The following is a 16603-nucleotide window of genomic DNA, read 5'->3' on the forward strand; positions in this document are numbered from 1 at the left end:
ATCGACATGAAATTTATACAGACGGAGTATTCAGGTCCACTGAGCGGGACCGTTCATATACCGGGAGCGAAGAACAGCTCGCTTGCCTTGCTTGCCGCGGCTTGTCTTGCGGACGATATCGTCACGCTGGAGGGTATTCCTCCCATTGACGATGTTCGCGTTATCGCGGAGATTAGCCGGGATATCGGCATGGAGATGAAACAAGAAAACGGACGTATCGTCATCGATCCGCGCTGGATTCACAGCGCGACGATCGACCCGGGCAAAGCTTCGAGCTACCGGGCTTCCTATTATTTCGCGGGAGCGCTGCTGTCCAAATTCGGCAGAGTCACGATCGGATTTCCGGGAGGCGACGATTTCGTATCCAGGCCAATCGATCAACATATCAAGGCGTTTGAAGCACTCGGGGCACAGGTTCGATTTTTCAAAGATTATTATGTAGTCGAGGCTGTCGAGCTGCGAGGGGCCGACATTTATTTCGATATGATTACCTCAGGCGCAACGATTAACGCGATGTTGGCGGCGGCGCGGGCCAAAGGGATTACGCGGCTGCACAACGCGGCGCTGGATCCGGAAGTGGTCGATACGGCCGCCTTCCTGAATCGGCTCGGCGCTAGGGTTTACGGAGCGGGGACGGCGTCTATCCGCATTGAAGGCGTCCCTTATTTAAACGGGGGAACGCATGCGGTCATCCCGGACAGGCTGATCGCGGGAGCTTTTCTGATGGCGGCTGGGCTCCACGGGGGGAATGTTACCGTCATGGACGTCATACCCGAGCATCTAGGCGCCCCTCTTGCCAAGCTGGAAGAAGTAGGGATGTTCGTGGAGCGAGGGGAGAACCACATTACCGCCTACGGTACGGGCTCGCTTAGAGCAACGCGGGTCCGCGCGGGCATGTATCCCGGCTTCGCCACCGATCTGCAGCAGCCCATGACCGCTCTTCTGCTGCAGGCCAAGGGAAAGAGCATCGTGACCGACCGCGTCTATCCGAAGCGGTTCGCCCATGTGCCGCAGCTGCGGCGGCTGGGCGCGGAGATCGAGCTGCGCAAAGACAGCGCCTTTATTCGAGGGGGATTGCCGCTACAGGGAGGCTGGGTTCACGCGACGGACGTGCGCGCGGGCATTTGCTTGATTTTGGCCGGTTTAGCTGCCGAAGGCCGGACCTGCATCACAGGAGTGGAGCACATCGAGCGCGGCTATGAGGACGTTATCGGCAGCTTCCAATCCATCGGGGCCAAGCTTTGCATGCGCGAGATGGATGATCAGGAGGCGTCGAGACCATTTTTGATGCAAGGCTCATAGGATAAGTTTTTGAGCAGATCGGCAATTCAAGCGAGCAGGGTACGAATCATTCGTCCCTGCTATTTGTTATGCCCGTCCGATCCGATTGGAGCGGTAATTTTGGACTGCCATCAAATGGTGGTTATCGATTATAATTGAATCGATGTCGTTATCCTTATACTCTAAAATTAAAGGATGTTGATTCATGGACTTCAAACCGCTATCGCAATTAATCGACCGTATCACCGCTTGGCGTATTCCGTGGGCGGAGGTGCTGGTCATGCGCAACAACGAAACCGTGTTCCATTACAGGAACGGTTATGCCGACCTGGAAGAGAAGAAGCTGATCGAAGCAGGGAGCATCGTCAACCTGTATTCCATGACGAAAATCATGACCTGCGTCGCGGCGCTTCAGCTTGTCGAGAGAGGTGCGATGCTGCTGAACGACCCGATCTCCGCTTATCTGCCGGAATACGCCGAGATGAACGTGCGGAAGACGCTGCCGGGCGGCGAAGTCGCTCTCGAGAAGGCAGCGCGGCCGATCACGGTGCGGGATCTGTTCGCGATGACGGCCGGCTTCTCGTACGATCTCGCTGCGCCCTCCATTCAAGCTGCCGTGCGGCGCACGGACGGCAAGCTGCCGACGCGCGTTTTCGCGGAAGCGCTTGCCAAGGAGCCGCTGCTGTTCGAACCGGGCACTCGGTGGAACTATAGCTTGTGCCACGATGTTCTCGCTGCGCTCGTGGAGGTCGTGGACGGAAGGCAGTTCGGCGCGTATATTCGGGACGAGATTACCGGACCGCTCGGCATGCGCGATACGGGCTTCGATCTGCCGGACGAGCAGCGAAGCCGGTTGGTGCCGCAGTATTTCTATGACGACGAGCTGGGCCAAGCCGTTCGAAGGGACGGGAACGGTTACCGGATCGGAACGGAATACGAAAGCGGCGGAGCTGGATTGTTGTCCACGGTGGACGATTACGTCCTGTTCTTGAATGCGCTGACCAATCGGGGAACAAGTCCGGATGGCGTACGCATCGTGTCGCCTGCGATGTTAGAGCTGATGCGGACGGACGTACTGTCTTCAGCCACGCGCGGCGATTTCAACTGGGAGCACATGAACGGGTACGGATACGGCTTGGGCGTCAGAACCCATATCTCGAAATCGTCCAGCGGCTCGCTGAGCCCGCACGGCGAATACGGCTGGGCCGGCGCCGCCGGCTGCATGGCCATCATCGATCCGGATACGAAGCTGACCGTGATGTACGCCCAGCATTTGCTGAACAGCCAGGAGCCCTACGTGCATCCGCGCTTAAGAAATATCGTATACGCTTGCTTGTAGCGCGACGATGAAGCTAGAGAAACCCGCCCTCAAAGGCGGGTTTTTTGATTCGCTGCGTTGCTTTCCGTCAGCCCATATGGCAACGATTCATTTTGCCTCTTGCAAAAACTAATGGTATTAGTTATATTAAAACTAATAACATTAGTTTACGGAGGGATTCAATATGATGGTGTTTCAAGCAATCATTTTAGTCGTATTATTTCTGGTGGAGATAGCGGCCTTGGCGGCTCTTGGCTATTGGGGATTTCACGTGGAGAGGGGGCTCGTTCTTCGTATTCTGCTCGGCATCGGAACCCCGCTTCTAACGGCCGTCTTCTGGGGGATGTTCATCGCGCCCAAAGCTGCCTTTCCCGTTACGATCCCGGTACGCGCCCTTCTCCAACTGATCGTGTTCGGGTTAAGCGCCGCCGCCTTGTATGCTTCCGGACGGACCGGTCTAGCTGTGACCTTCGCCGTGGTGGCGCTGGTAGATATGGCATTCGTGTACTCGTTGAAGCTATATGAGTGGCAACATAGTTGACAATGAATTTTGTAGTAACTATAATGGTTACAACGGTGGTGATGAACTTGAAGCAAATTAGCATGCGATTTTCAATGGCTATTCATATTCTTTCTCTAATTGCCCTATATCCGAACGAATTGACAGGGGACTTTATCGCCGGCAGCGTAAATACGAATCCCGTGGTTATCCGGAGAATTATGGGCATGTTAAAGAAAGCAGGGTTATTGGATGTTCGTCCGGGAGTAGGAGGCGCTAAGCTGCGCAAAACACCCGAGGAAATTTCGCTTCTTGACGTATATCGCGCCGTTAACGTGATCGGAGAAAACCAATTGTTCCGTGTCCATGAAGACTCGAATATCCGATGCAGAGTCGGCCGGAACATCGAATCGGCGCTTCAATCCGAATTGAATGAGGTTCAATCCGCCATGGAACAAAGGTTGGCACAAACGACTTTGAGCCAGCTCATCGTAAACTTCAGTGAATAAATGAGGGCTCCTTTAAGAGTCTTTATTTAACCACATCAGAAAGTTTAAGTTCTTTAAAGCGATAGAGCGTAAAGGAGATCTTTCTGATTGTCGATAAAAACTTCCGCTAAAAAGCGGTCCTCACATCCTCGAATTACTCCGATAGGAGTTTTTCTCATAAACATGTTGTAACTAAAATAGTTATAACAATTTTAGTTACAACAACCAAATTAATGGAGGGATTCATAACATGAAGCTATTAGTTACAGGAGCAACAGGGAAATTGGGAACGAAAGTGGTAGAAACGCTATTAAAATCCGTGCCGGCAAGTCAGCTGGCGGTTAGCGTCCGCAATCCTGAGAAAGCAGCGCATCTGTTGGAACTGGGTGTGGAGGTGCGTCAGGGGGATTTTGACCGGCCGGAAACGTTGGATTCGGCTTTTGCCGGTATCGACAAGCTTCTAATCATATCTGCGGATGGCGACAATGAAACAAGAATTCGCCAACATACCAATGCAGTAGCTGCGGCTCAACGGGCGAAAGTTGGTTTTATCGCATATACCAGCGCCACCAACGCGAGAGAAAGCAAGTTGTTCCTTGCAGAAGTTCATCGCGTTACGGAAGAGGCGATTATCCAAACGGGAATTTCGTATTCTTTCTTGCGAAACAATTGGTACTTGGAGAACGAAATCGGGAGCATTCAAGGCGTAATGGCAGGCGCACCGTGGGTTACGGCAGTCGGGGACGGCAAGGCAGGTTGGGCTGCGCGGCAAGATTACGCGGAGGCAGCCGCGGCCGTTTTGACGGGAAGCGGACACGACAATACCGTTTACGAGCTGTCGGGTCCATTATTGACGCAAGAAGAACTCGTATCGGTTATTGGGCAGGTATTGGGCAAAGAAATACCCGTGCAGCAAGTCGATGACGCCGCATATGCCGAAATCATGAAAGGCGCAGGCATCCCCGACTTCGTTCTCCCTATTCTTGTAGGGATCCAACAAGGCATCAGGGAGGGCACGCTGGAAATCGAAAGCGACGATTTGGCGCGATTAATCGGCCGTCCGGTTACCCCAATCAAAGAGGCACTGGCTCAAATCGTGAACGAAATCTCCAATTAATAACATGAACTGAAATTCTCAAATAGGCTGTCTCAAAAGTGAAGACTTTTAGGGACAGCTTTTTTTCGTTTACATGCAGCGCAACGGTATGAATGTGTATGGAAAATCGTACACATGACGCCCAACTGCGGCGCAACGGTACGAATGTGTATGGAAAATCGTACACATGACGCCCAACTGCGGCGCAACGGGCCGAATGTGTATGGAAAATCGTGCACATGACGCCCAACTGCGGCGCAACGGGCCGAATGTATACGAAAAATCGTATACATGACGCCTAACTGCGGCGCAACGGGCCGAATGTGTATGGAAAATCGTGCCCGCCATAATCAACGATTTCCGTACAGGTTTCCAAAAAATACGGACATCCGATTCGTTAACCGACCATTTATAATAGATTAACTCTGGCCGGCATTTGCTCTTGTTGATTTGAAAGCCCTTGCAGCGAAGAGGTACAATGATGAAGCATTATTTTTTTCGATTACGAAACCAAGAGGCGATGCAGGATGAACGGATTCGAGAAAATCAGAAGCAGATTCCGATTCAAAAAAATCAGAAGCCGTTTTTTTGTCGCCATCATGATCCTGTCGGTGCCGCCGCTCTTCGCGCTTGGCTTTATTTCGTATAATATCGCCAAAACGACGATTATGGAAATTAATGCTGAGACGAACCGGGATCATCTTCAAACCTCCAGCGACGTGGCGGATCTGTCGTTTCGGAATGCCATTAATTTGAATCGATCTATCGTGCTGAACGAGCGAATCCGGGATCATTTGCGCCTCGCGACGAACGCAACGCCTGCCGAGCATATCGATATCAAAACCAATTTGGCCAGCGAACTTCAGAAGATGATTAACAGCAACTTCATTCATAATCGCTTTATGGATTCCGTGTGTCTGCTGGACTTGCAATTCGAAGCGTATTGCATAGGCCGCTCCGATAATGCCGGCATCTATGAAACGACGAATAAAGTTGCTGACATCGCGGAATCCCAATGGTACAAAGACGCGGTAGAGAGCCACGGGAAAGTGTTGTTCTATAAGGACAACGTGCTTGGCGATGCCTCGAGCACGTTCTCGACCGTCAAATTATTCAGGGACTCGCAAGATCCGAAAGGCGAGCCGATCGGGATTCTGATCGTCAATATTTCCAAATCGATTTTCGAAACGTTTTTTACGGGCAGCCAAAGCTACGGCGGCGAATTTATCGTACTCGACGCGAACCAGCCCGCCGTCCAAGTCGTCTACCCGACGAATTCCGAACATGCGGATTCGTTAGGACAGCGTTCGATCGCGGATGTGCTGAGCGACCTGAAGTCCCGCGGCTACTTGACCGTCAGCTTTCAGAACGAAACGACGGGATGGACGTTTCTACAGGTCGTCAGGCTGAAGGAGCTGCTCAAGGAATCGAACCGGATCGGGACGGCGACGGCGGCCATCGCGACCGGCATCGCGCTCGTAGCCATGATTCTTTCGTTTATCGTATCCGGCAGCATTACGAAACCGATGCTTCAAGTGAAAAAGATGATGGTGGACTGGTCGCGGGGCCGCAGGCAATTCGACGAAGAAACCTTCGATCAAGACGAGGTCGGAGCGATCGGCGAAACATTCAAACGAATGAGCGCGGAGAATAAGGAATTAAACGAAAAGCTGATCCATACCGAGCTGCGAGAGCGCGAAGCAGAGCTGAGAGCGCTGCAAGCGCAAATCAAACCCCATTTTCTTTATAACACGCTGGACTCCATCTATTGGATGGCGACGCTCCAAAAACACGAAGAAGCTGCGCAAATGACGCTCGCTTTGTCGCAAAGCTTCAAATTAAGCCTGAACAAAGGCAAGGAAACGATCCTTCTGAACAAGGAGCTCGAGCATATCCATCACTACATGACGATTCAGAATATCAGGTACAATAACCGGTTTGAATACGTCGAGGACATCGAGCAAACGATGAAGGGGATGGAAATTTTAAAATTATTGCTGCAGCCGCTGGTCGAGAATGCGATCTACCATGGTCTCGAACCGAAGGTCGGAAGCGGCTGCGTCCGCTTGACCGGCAAGAAGGACGGCGACTTCTTCGTATTCGTCGTCGAAGATAACGGCGTAGGGATCGAGGATGCCGAAGCGGTTCAGAACGGGTACGGCCTGCGCAACGTTCAGGAGAGGATGAGCATGTATTACGGATCTTCGAGCTCGTTTCTCGTCGACAGCGCGCCTGGCGAAGGCACTAGAGTCGAACTGAGATTTATTCCGGGAGGGATGCGGAATGCTTAAGGCGGTTGTATTCGATGACGAATATATCGTTATTCAAGGGTTGGAAGCCATGATCGACTGGGCAAGCTTCGACATCGAGCTGGCGGGTTCCGCAACGGACGGCATCAGCGCTTGGGAGACGTATCGCCGGATTCGGCCCGACATCGTGTTTACGGATATTCGCATGCCTGGGCTGAACGGCCTGGATTTAATCGAGCGGATCGCAGAAGACAATCCTGAAACCTATTGCATCGTGTTCAGCGGATTCAACGAATACGAATACGTCAGACGCGCCATCAATCTCGGGGTGATCGATTATTTGGAGAAACCCATCTCGATCCAGAGCGTGAAGCAAGCGATCGGAAGAATCTCCGAACACGTCGGCGCGAAGCGGGAACAGCAGTCGTTGAAGCGGCAACTGGAAGAAACCAACTTGGAACGATTGGAGAAAGGTACGCTGGATCTCCTTCTCTTAGGCCCGGAGCAAGCGCACAGGTGGCGCCAATTGTTTGGAAGCGATGCGGACCGGGCGAGGGGCGTCACGGTCATTCAATCCATTGGCGATTTCCGGTTAAACGATCATCCCGGCTATCGAGTCGTCGACATACGCTTCGGGGAGGAGAGAATAGCGGTTGTCATTCATTTCGAGCTCCCCGGCACCGAATTCTGGGAGCAGGTTGAATATCAATCCGGCGCGTTGCCGATCGGAATCGGGAGGACGTATTCCGGGATCGAACAAGCTTGCTTGAGTTATAAAGAAGCGCAAAAGGCATTACGCTCCGCCCGGTTCTTGAACATTAGCGGTACGATCCGATACGAGGAAGTGAAGTCGCTGATGATCTCGCAGAAGCAGCTGTCCGAACGCGAAGAAGCGATCGTCTTAAGCCTCCGGGCAGGGAACAAGTCCGAATTCATGAAACAGATCGACGAGTTTAGCGGGTGGCTATTGGCCGAGAAGGTTGATCCGGAAATCGCCGAGAGGGAAATGTTGAAATTAATGGTTTTGGCGGAACAATCGCTAGCGGATCCTGCATCGCGTCGCGATCCCCGAAGCGACGACTCCGAGCCGCATCTGCCGCATATCCGGATTAGGGAAATGGGCAGCATAGGGAAGGCGTTCGAATGGTTTCGGGCACAGATGGAAGGGATCGCCGATCTGTCCTTGACGAACAAGGAGCAATCCAAACACGGTTCAGTGGAAAAAGCCAAAACGTATATCGAACAAAATTACGCGCGCGACCTGTCGCTTGGCGAAGTGGCCGACGTGGTCGGGATGAACGCGGCGTACTTAAGCGTCCTGTTCAAGGAGGTTATGGGCGAGAGCTACATTAAGTTTCTGACCCGCGTCAGAATGGAGATGGCGAAGCTTCTGTTGATGAAAGGGATTAAGGTGAACGAAGTCAGCGAGAAGGTCGGATATCATACGTACCGGCATTTCTCGGAGGTATTCAAGAAGCATACCGGCAAAACGCCCGGTCAGTTCAAAGAAGGCTGAGTCAGGTGCGGCGGAATCGGATATGGTCCGGTTCCTTTTTCTTTTTGCCTCCAAAAAAAACGGACACCAACCTATAAAATGAAACGCTTACGCGAACGGAAGGCGCCATTCTATAATTGAACTACAGAGAACCCGGGCCTCTGCCATACGCCAACATACAATTGGGGGGTACGAACAATGAAACCAACGAAACATACGATTGTTGCATTAGGTTTGGCCGCCATCGTCGGACTGACGTCCGCATGCGGAAGCTCTAATAACAATGGAAATGCCGACTCGCAGAACGGCAATACATCGTCGCAAAATGCTGCGAACGCGCCTGCCGATTCCGAACAGCCGAAGGAAAACGTGACGATCTCGCTGCTGACCGACAACACGCAGGATGCCGTCAATACGGCCAAAGCCGCGATCGAAGCGTTCCAAGCCAAATACCCATACATTAAAGTCGAACACGAAACGCGTCCGAGCGGCGGCGAAGGCGACAACTTCGTCAAAACCCGGCTAGCGACCGGGGACATGAACGACGTGTTTTTCTATAACTCCGGCTCGCTGATGCAAGCGCTTAATCCCGAGGCGAACCTGCTTGATCTGTCCGAAGAGCCGTTCATGGACCGAGTGCAGGATTCCTTCAAGACGACGGTCACTTACAACGGCAAAATCTATGCCGGGCCGGCGGGAGCCGCGATGGGCGGCGGCTGGTTCTATAACAAGAAGGTTTATGCGGATCTTGGCCTCTCGGTGCCGAAAACATGGGACGAGCTGATGGCCAACAACGAGACAATCAAAGCGGCCGGCATTACACCCGTAATCGGCACGTTCAAAGACGACTGGACGTCACAGCTGATCGTGCTTGCCGACTATTACAACGTTCAAGCGCAGCAGCCGACTTTCGCGGACGATTACACGAACAACAAAATCAAATTCGCGAACAATCCGGCAACACTGCGGAGCTTTGAGAAGCTTCAAGAAGTGTTCGATAAGGGTTACATGAACAAGGATTTCCTGGCCACCAATTACGACACCGGCCTGAAAATGCTGGCGGAAGGCACAGGCGCGCATTATCCGATGCTGTCGTTCGCGGTTCCGGCTTGGGAACAGAATTACGCGGACAAGATGGGCGATATCGGCTTCTTCGCGCAGCCTGGCGACAGCGAGGGCGAGAACGGCTTGACCGTCTGGATGCCGGGCGGCGCCTACATCTCCAAGAACAGCAAACATATCGAAGAAGCGAAATTGTTCGTCGACTTCGTGGCATCCGTCGAGGGCATGAAAGTATGGGCAACCGTGTCGAAGCCGTCCGGTCCTTACGTCGTCGATGGTGCCGTCATGCCGGACGACGTGGCGCCTGCCGTCCAAGACATGCTTCCGTACTTCGAATCCGGCAAAAACGCGCCGGCGCTCGAATTCGTCTCGCCGATCAAAGGACCTAGCCTTCCCCAAATTACGACGGAGGTCGGCGGCGGCATCAAGTCGGCCAAGGAAGGCGCGGCAGCCTACGACAAAGACGTCGTCAAGCAAGCACAGCAGCTTGGGCTTGCTGGGTGGTAGAAGGACGCGAGAACCCATAGCAATCATATCGGCCCTGCTCTTCTTTGCAGGGCCGGTTTCATACCGGGATACGGAGGGGGAATCATCTTGAACAAAGTATTTAAGCGGACGTATTCCTATACGTTTTTATGGCCTGCAGCCATTATTTACACCGTCATTTTTATCCTCCCCACGGTGATGTCCTTCTTCTTCAGCATGACGAGGTGGACGCTGCTCGATTGGGAGTTTATCGGTCTCCAAAACTTCAAGACGTTTTTCGAAGAATCTTCGCTTAACATCGGATTCAAAAATACGGTTATTTATGCCGTGGTGACTTGCGTGCTCAAAGTCGTATTTGGTCTGCTGCTTGGTTTCTTCTTGACCTCGAGCATTCGCTCCAAACATTATTTGCGATCGGTCATCTTCTTCCCGACGCTGGTCAGCACGATCGCGGTCGGCGTGGCGTTCAGCTCGATGATGCATCCTTCGCAGGGCGTCATTAACAAAGCGTTAGCTTACCTTGGCATTGCCGGCCCGGATTGGCTCGGCGATACAAGCATCGCGCTGCTTTCGGTCGCGTTCGTCGACGTGTGGAAAGGCGTAGGCTTCGCCACCGTTATTTTTATCGCGGGCATCATGTCCATTCCCGGCGAATATTACGAGGCGCTCCAAATCGACGGGGGCAATCGCTTCAATAAGTTTTGGAACATCATCGTGCCGCTTAGCCGGCCGGCTACGAATACGGTCATTATTCTCGCTTTTATCGGGGGCTTGCGGCAGTTCGATCTGATCTGGGCCATGACGAAAGGCGGTCCTGGCTTTACGACGGACGTAATCGCCTCGATTATTTATAAACAGTACGTGTCCGGGTTCTACGGCTTATCGACGGCGGGTAATGTCATTTTGTTCCTCTTCGTCATTATTCTGGTATTCCCGCTGTACGTTTACCTGAATCGAAAAGAGGTGGACCTATGAGCAAAAGAATCGGTAAACTTCTGATCGAATCGGCTGCCGTTCTCGCCACCATCGTCATCTTCTGGGTTCCCTTGTATTTCGTCCTGGTCAATGCCATGAAAAATCCCCAGGATGCCGCGTTGTTCAATATGGAATGGCCGGGTACCGTGCAGCTTTGGGCCAATATGGCCGAGGTCGTGCAAGCAAGGGATTATATGCTGCTTACGGCATTCTACAACAGCTCGCTCATGACCGTGTTGTCGATCGTCGTGCTGATCGTCATTTCGGCTATGGCGGGGTTCGTCTTGCAGAGAAGAAAGGATAAAGCGACGCCGATCATCAATTTTTTCGTTTTTGCCGGACTCATTATTCCGCCAGCGGTTGTTCCCACGATATGGGTATTGCAGGAAATCGCGTTGTTCAAAACGATGGCCGGAATCGTTGCCGTCGAGGTCGCGCTCGGTTTCCCGTTCTGCGTCATCCTGTACAGAGGGTTCATGGTCAGTATTCCGCGCGAAATCGACGAAGCGGCGGTCATCGACGGATACGGGAAGTGGAGATTGTTTTTCGCCATTATTTTGCCGCTGCTGAAGCCGGTTACGGCAACGCTCGTCATTACGCAATCCGTTGCGATTTTTAACGACTTTACGAATCCGCTTTATTTTTTCCCGGGATCGGACAACGCGACTGTGCAGCTCACCTTGTATAACTTCACGAGCCAATTCGTATCGCAATGGAATTTGCTGTTCACGAATATTCTGCTTATCACGATACCGATGCTGGTTTTGTTCCTGATTTTCAACAAAAAAATCGTCGCCGGCATGACGGCGGGATCCGTCAAGGGCTGAAAGCTCGCCATCAACCGATATTTGCGATCGTAAGGAGTGAATCATAAGATGGGTATTCAACAAACGTTTGTAGAAACCGCGGAATCAATAATGCCGGCGTTGCGTCAAGATGAAGTATCTCCGTTGCATATCGTCCAGATCACCGAGGATCAGGAAGCTTTCCAGAGCTGGAGGACGACCATCGTCGGCAAGGCGGAAGATTTGAAGGAGAGGCCATTCGGCAAGGGAGACAGCGTCATTCTCGATTTCGGAGATCATTTGGTCGGTTACGTATCCTTGGCGATCAAGCCGGTCGGCAGTCCGCCGGACGCTCCGCTGAAGCTGAAGCTGACTTGGGGCGAAATGCCTTGCGAAATCGCTGAGCCGTTCGAGCAATACGACGGCTGGCTCAGCAGCTCCTGGCTGCAGGAGGAGACGTTGTTCGTGGACGTTCTGCCGACGGAGATCCGCCTGCCGCGGCGGTATTGTTTCCGCTATATGAAGCTGCAAGTTCTCGACACATCGGCCAAATACAAGGTGGCTTTCGGGCATATCGGCTGCACGACGGTCACGTCCGGCGATGTTTCCCGGGTCGCGACGCTGCCGGACGGATTGGAAGAGGACTTGGCCGCCATGGACCGCATCGCCGTTAAGACGCTGCAGGATTGCATGCAGACGGTGTTCGAAGACGGTCCGAAACGGGACCGCCGGCTGTGGATCGGCGACCTCAGACTCCAAGCGCAAGCCAACTACGTGACGTTCAACAATAACGATCTCGTGCGGCGATGCCTATATCTCTTCGGCGGGATGAGACTAGCGGACGGGGCGGTCGGCGCTTGCGTATTCGAGCATCCGCATCCGCATGTCGACGATACGAGGCTCTATGATTATTCCTTGTTCTTCGCGGCTACGCTGCATGATTATTTCGAAGCGACGGGGGATCGGACAACCTTGGAGGAGCTGTGGCCGGTCGCGATGGAGCAGCTTCGGATAGGCGCGAACAGGCTCGACGAACGGGGGATCGTCAAGGACGACCCGACATGGTGGTGCTTTATCGACTGGCATCAGGAGCTGAACAAGCAGGTTTCCGCTCAGGCGGTGCTCATCTATTGCATGAGGCGCGGCTTGGCATTGGCTCAGCTTCTCGGGAAGGGCAACGAAGCTGCCTATATTCAAGCGCAGATCGATTTTGCCGCCGGAGCAGCCAAGGCGCATCTTTGGGATAACGAGCAAGGGTTTTTCGTCAGCGGCGAAGACCGCCAAGTGTCATGGGCTTCCCAGGTCTGGATGGCCCTTGCGGAGGTGCTGTCTCCGGAGGAGAACGCCGCGCTGCTAAACCGCCTCGTCGAGGTATCGCCGGCGATCGGCATGAACACGCCATATATGCATCATCATTTCATCGAAGCGCTGTTCAGCTGCGGACTAAGAGAAACCGCCGTCGAGCGCATGCGCGCGTATTGGGGCGAGATGATGAAAGACGGCGCGGATACATTTTGGGAGCTATACAATCCGGACGACAAGAAGCTGTCGCCGTACGGCAGCAACCTGATCAACAGCTATTGCCACGCGTGGAGCTGCACGCCGACTTATTTTATCCGTCGATACTTGTTGTAAAGTAGGCGGGTAATCGGGCGACGATAACAATAAAGCAATATTAAAAAGCAGCCGCGGCTGCTTTTTTTTATTTTCTCTAGAAGGTGTGCTCGCTTTGCTTGTATCCGGACACAACGGGACGAATGTGTATGGAAAATCGTACACACGATGCACAAATGGGGCGCAACGGGCCGAATGTGTATGGAAAATCGTACACATGACGCCTATCCGCGGCGGAACAGGCCGAATGTATACGGAAAATCGTACACATGACGCCCAACTGCGGCGGAACAGGCCGAATGTATACGAAAAATCGTATATACTACGCACAAACATGGCGCAACAGGCCGAATGTGTATGGAAAATCGTACACATGACGCCCAACCGCCGCGCAAAGGGGATCTTTCTGATTGGAGATAGTAACTTCCCTATGCTTACGAAGCTGCTTTGCTTTGCAAGCTGTAGGTCGCTCATCCTCGAAATACTCCGATAGGAATCTGAAACGGAAAAAATAGTTGTTGACTATTTTAATAGTAATACTTACGATTAGTAATCGTAAGGATTACAATTTCATGGAGGGGGAAAAACGAGCATGAAGAAGGTCATCATCGGTTTGTCCGTTCTGCTGCTCGCCGCGATGCTCGCGGCATGCGCCAAGCCGGGGAGCGGCGACGGGAAGGTACATAAGGAAGGTGCGGGAAGCTCTGCCGGCGACGAGATCGTCGTCTCGATCAAGGGGGAGCCGGCCAAAGGGTTCGACCCGGCCTTCGATTGGCCCGGACTCGGGGAAGCGTTGTTCCAGAGTAAGCTGGTCGTATTCGACAAGGACATGAATCTCGTCAACGATCTGGCGACCGAACGAACGGTCAGCGATGACGGCAAACAAGTGACGGTGCGCTTACGGGAGGATGTTTTGTTCTCCGATGGGGAGCGCTTAACCGCCGGCGATGTCGTGTTTACGTTCGGCAAGGTGAGAGAGACGACGTCCTACATCGATCTGTCCAATGTGAAAGAGGTCATCGCGGAGGACGATTATACGGTTGTCTTCCGGCTGGATCACCCGGACTCCACGTTCGACTATATGCTCACGCGGATCGCGATCATCCCGGAGCATGCATACGACGAAAATTACGGTCAGCATCCCGTCGGCTCCGGCCCTTACGTGTTCGTCGAATGGCAGAAGGGGCAGAAGCTGATCGTCGAAGTGAACCCGCTTTATTACGGCAAAAAACCGAATATCAAGAAAGTAACCTTCCTCTACCTGGACATGGATGCCAGCTTTGCAGGCGCCAAACGGGGAGAGATCGACATCGCCCGCGTCAGCATGGACTATATCGGACAGGACATCCCGGGGTATACGCAGCGCAGCATCGAGACGATGGATATCGTTTCTTTGAGCTTGCCGACGGTCAAAAAAGGGACGCTCGAATTCGACGGCAAGCCCGTGGGCAACGACGTGACATCCGACCCGGCCATTCGGCGGGCGCTGTCGTACGGCCTCGACCGCGAAGGCATCGCGCGGGACGCCTTGAACGGCGGAGCGCGTCCGGTTTATTCGCATAATCCGGGCATGCCATGGGACAATCCGGAGAATACGATTCCGAACGCCGATGTCGACGCGGCGAAGAAGATTTTGGCGGACGGCGGTTGGGCGGATACGGACGGGGACGGCATCGTCGAGAAGGACGGTCTGAAAGCGGAATTTACGCTGCTTTATACGCCAGGCGAGGTGGAGCGGCAAGCCGTTGCTTTGGGGGCGCAGGCAAGCGCCGCGCGGATTGGCATCCAGATTAATCTGGAAGCGAAAGTCTGGGACGAAATCAACAAAGAGAAGCTGTATTACAACAACGGTTACGTTTTCGGCAAAGGGGCGGACAGTCCGTTCGAGATTTTTACCAACTTTAGCTCCAGCCGCGTCCTGAACGGCACGACCAATTCGCCTAGCTACGCAAGTGCGCTCACGGACGACTACTTGATGAAGGCGATTCAAGCGACGGACGAAGCGGAAGCGATGGCGTACTGGCAGAAGGCGCAATGGGACGGCGAACATGGCGTCAATTCGCTCGGCGACAGCCCATTCGTTCCCGTTGTGGCGTTCCATCATACGTTCTATATCAGGGACGGCGTGGAAATCGGGGATTTCCGGCCAGCCCCACATCGCGGAGCATACTGGATCACGGTCGAGAACATTAAGAACTGGGTGAAACGTTAATGCGTACCGAATCGATTCACACTGGAGACGTACGTTTGTCTGCCACCGGGCGTTTCGCCAAGTTGGCCTTGGGGCAGCTCCTGCGACTATTCTTGCTGCTGTTTGCGATTACGATCGTTTGTTTCACGCTGCTGAAGTTTTCGCCGATCGATCCGATCGAAGCCTACATCGGCGGCGAACACGCCTCGCTGCCCCCGGAGCAGATCGAAAGCCTGAAGGAATATTGGGGGCTTAACGACAGCTTTACGGTTCGCTATTTCAAATGGATTCGAGGGCTGTTCAGCGGCAATCTGGGAACCAGCATCGTTTACAACCAGCCCGTCGCGGATGTCATCATGGAGCGGTTCCCGGCATCGCTTCTGCTCATGAGTGCCGCTTGGCTGCTGTCCGGGATCATCGGTTTCGGACTCGGGATCGTCAGCGCGCTGAACCGCGGAAGGTGGATCGACAAGCTGATCAAGCTGTATTGTCTGACGCTTGCCTCGGCGCCGATCTTCTGGGTCGGCATTCTGCTGCTGATCGTGTTTTCGGTGCGGCTCGGCTGGTTCCCGATCGGCTTCAGTGCTCCGATCGGGGCACAGGCCGGCGAAGTCGGGATTGGGGATCGCTTGTACCACTTGATCCTTCCGGCGCTGACCTTAAGCTTGACTGGCGTAGCCAACATCGCGCTGCATACCAGGCAGAAGTTTATCGACGTGTTGGACAGCGATTACGTCTTGTTCGCGAAAGCGAGGGGCGTTAAAGGATGGCAGTTGGTTCGAAGGCACGGCATGCGCAATATGATGTTGCCCGCCATCACGCTTCAGTTCGGCTCCATCGCCGAGGTATTCGGAGGTTCGACGCTTGCCGAAAGCATCTTCTCGTACCCGGGCCTAGGCCACGCGGTTGTCGAAGCGGGAATCCGGGGCGATCTGCCGCTGCTGGTCGGCATCAGCTTGTTCGCATCCGCATTCGTCTTCGCGGGAAACGCGGCGGCGAATGTGTTGTACGCCGTAATCGATCCCCGTATCAAGGAGGGCATTCGTTATGAACATTAATCTCGC

The 16603-nt window shown here is 53.5% G+C and carries 13 protein-coding genes; all 13 read left to right on the top strand.

The window, feature by feature from the left end; genetic code table 11:
• Positions 1 to 6: 6 nt before the first annotated feature.
• Positions 7 to 1302, top strand: coding sequence for a UDP-N-acetylglucosamine 1-carboxyvinyltransferase (gene murA / locus RB620_RS00900; protein ID WP_308091613.1), 1296 nt, complete (start codon positions 7 to 9; stop codon positions 1300 to 1302).
• A 184-nt stretch (positions 1303 to 1486) separates the two neighbouring features.
• Positions 1487 to 2620 carry a serine hydrolase domain-containing protein gene (locus RB620_RS00905; protein WP_308091614.1) on the top strand — a complete coding sequence of 378 codons (1134 nt, stop codon included), beginning with the start codon at positions 1487 to 1489 and terminating at the stop codon, positions 2618 to 2620.
• A gap of 163 nt (positions 2621 to 2783) precedes the next feature.
• A complete protein-coding gene (locus RB620_RS00910) occupies positions 2784 to 3140 on the top strand; it encodes a YrdB family protein (RefSeq protein WP_308091615.1) in 357 nt (118 codons plus the stop codon).
• Between the two features lie 47 nt (positions 3141 to 3187).
• On the top strand, positions 3188 to 3607 hold the full coding sequence (locus RB620_RS00915) for an Rrf2 family transcriptional regulator (protein WP_308091616.1): 420 nt from the start codon (positions 3188 to 3190) through the stop codon (positions 3605 to 3607).
• Between the two features lie 229 nt (positions 3608 to 3836).
• The gene (locus RB620_RS00920) at positions 3837 to 4703 is read left to right on the top strand and encodes an SDR family oxidoreductase (protein ID WP_308091617.1); all 867 of its coding nucleotides are present in this window, start codon (positions 3837 to 3839) and stop codon (positions 4701 to 4703) included.
• Between the two features lie 506 nt (positions 4704 to 5209).
• Positions 5210 to 6973, top strand: coding sequence for a cache domain-containing sensor histidine kinase (locus tag RB620_RS00925; protein ID WP_308091618.1), 1764 nt, complete (start codon positions 5210 to 5212; stop codon positions 6971 to 6973).
• On the top strand, positions 6966 to 8447 hold the full coding sequence (locus tag RB620_RS00930; RefSeq protein ID WP_308091619.1) for a response regulator: 1482 nt from the start codon (positions 6966 to 6968) through the stop codon (positions 8445 to 8447). The genes RB620_RS00925 and RB620_RS00930 overlap by 8 nt, the downstream gene beginning before the upstream one ends.
• A 177-nt stretch (positions 8448 to 8624) precedes the next feature.
• On the top strand, positions 8625 to 9995 hold the full coding sequence (locus RB620_RS00935) for an ABC transporter substrate-binding protein (protein ID WP_308091620.1): 1371 nt from the start codon (positions 8625 to 8627) through the stop codon (positions 9993 to 9995).
• 87 nt (positions 9996 to 10082) lie between these two features.
• The gene (locus tag RB620_RS00940) at positions 10083 to 10949 is read left to right on the top strand and encodes a carbohydrate ABC transporter permease (protein ID WP_308091621.1); all 867 of its coding nucleotides are present in this window, start codon (positions 10083 to 10085) and stop codon (positions 10947 to 10949) included.
• Entirely contained in the window at positions 10946 to 11776 is an 831-nt protein-coding gene (locus RB620_RS00945; RefSeq protein WP_308091622.1) for a carbohydrate ABC transporter permease, read from the top strand. Before RB620_RS00940 ends, RB620_RS00945 begins: the two co-directional genes overlap by 4 nt.
• Before the next feature lie 48 nt (positions 11777 to 11824).
• Positions 11825 to 13369, top strand: a complete 1545-nt coding sequence (locus tag RB620_RS00950; RefSeq protein ID WP_308091623.1) for an alpha-L-rhamnosidase-related protein — start codon at positions 11825 to 11827, stop codon at positions 13367 to 13369.
• Between the two features lie 571 nt (positions 13370 to 13940).
• Positions 13941 to 15560, top strand: a complete 1620-nt coding sequence (locus tag RB620_RS00955; RefSeq protein ID WP_308091624.1) for an ABC transporter substrate-binding protein — start codon at positions 13941 to 13943, stop codon at positions 15558 to 15560.
• A gap of 35 nt (positions 15561 to 15595) precedes the next feature.
• Entirely contained in the window at positions 15596 to 16597 is a 1002-nt protein-coding gene (locus RB620_RS00960) for an ABC transporter permease (RefSeq protein ID WP_308091625.1), read from the top strand.
• Positions 16598 to 16603: the final 6 nt, after the last annotated feature.

This window comes from Paenibacillus sp. LHD-117 (assembly GCF_030929555.1).
Lineage (GTDB): Bacteria > Bacillota > Bacilli > Paenibacillales > Paenibacillaceae > Pristimantibacillus.

Bases quoted from the DNA above. Each gene is read 5' to 3' on its own strand.
- murA (WP_308091613.1), top strand. From the start codon at position 7: ATGAAATTTATACAGACGGAGTATTCAGGTCCACTGAGCGGGACCGTT.
- RB620_RS00905 (WP_308091614.1), top strand. From the start codon at position 1,487: ATGGACTTCAAACCGCTATCGCAATTAATCGACCGTATCACCGCTTGG.
- RB620_RS00910 (WP_308091615.1), top strand. From the start codon at position 2,784: ATGATGGTGTTTCAAGCAATCATTTTAGTCGTATTATTTCTGGTGGAG.
- RB620_RS00920 (WP_308091617.1), top strand. From the start codon at position 3,837: ATGAAGCTATTAGTTACAGGAGCAACAGGGAAATTGGGAACGAAAGTG.
- RB620_RS00925 (WP_308091618.1), top strand. From the start codon at position 5,210: ATGAACGGATTCGAGAAAATCAGAAGCAGATTCCGATTCAAAAAAATC.
- RB620_RS00930 (WP_308091619.1), top strand. From the start codon at position 6,966: ATGCTTAAGGCGGTTGTATTCGATGACGAATATATCGTTATTCAAGGG.
- RB620_RS00935 (WP_308091620.1), top strand. From the start codon at position 8,625: ATGAAACCAACGAAACATACGATTGTTGCATTAGGTTTGGCCGCCATC.
- RB620_RS00945 (WP_308091622.1), top strand. From the start codon at position 10,946: ATGAGCAAAAGAATCGGTAAACTTCTGATCGAATCGGCTGCCGTTCTC.
- RB620_RS00950 (WP_308091623.1), top strand. From the start codon at position 11,825: ATGGGTATTCAACAAACGTTTGTAGAAACCGCGGAATCAATAATGCCG.
- RB620_RS00955 (WP_308091624.1), top strand. From the start codon at position 13,941: ATGAAGAAGGTCATCATCGGTTTGTCCGTTCTGCTGCTCGCCGCGATG.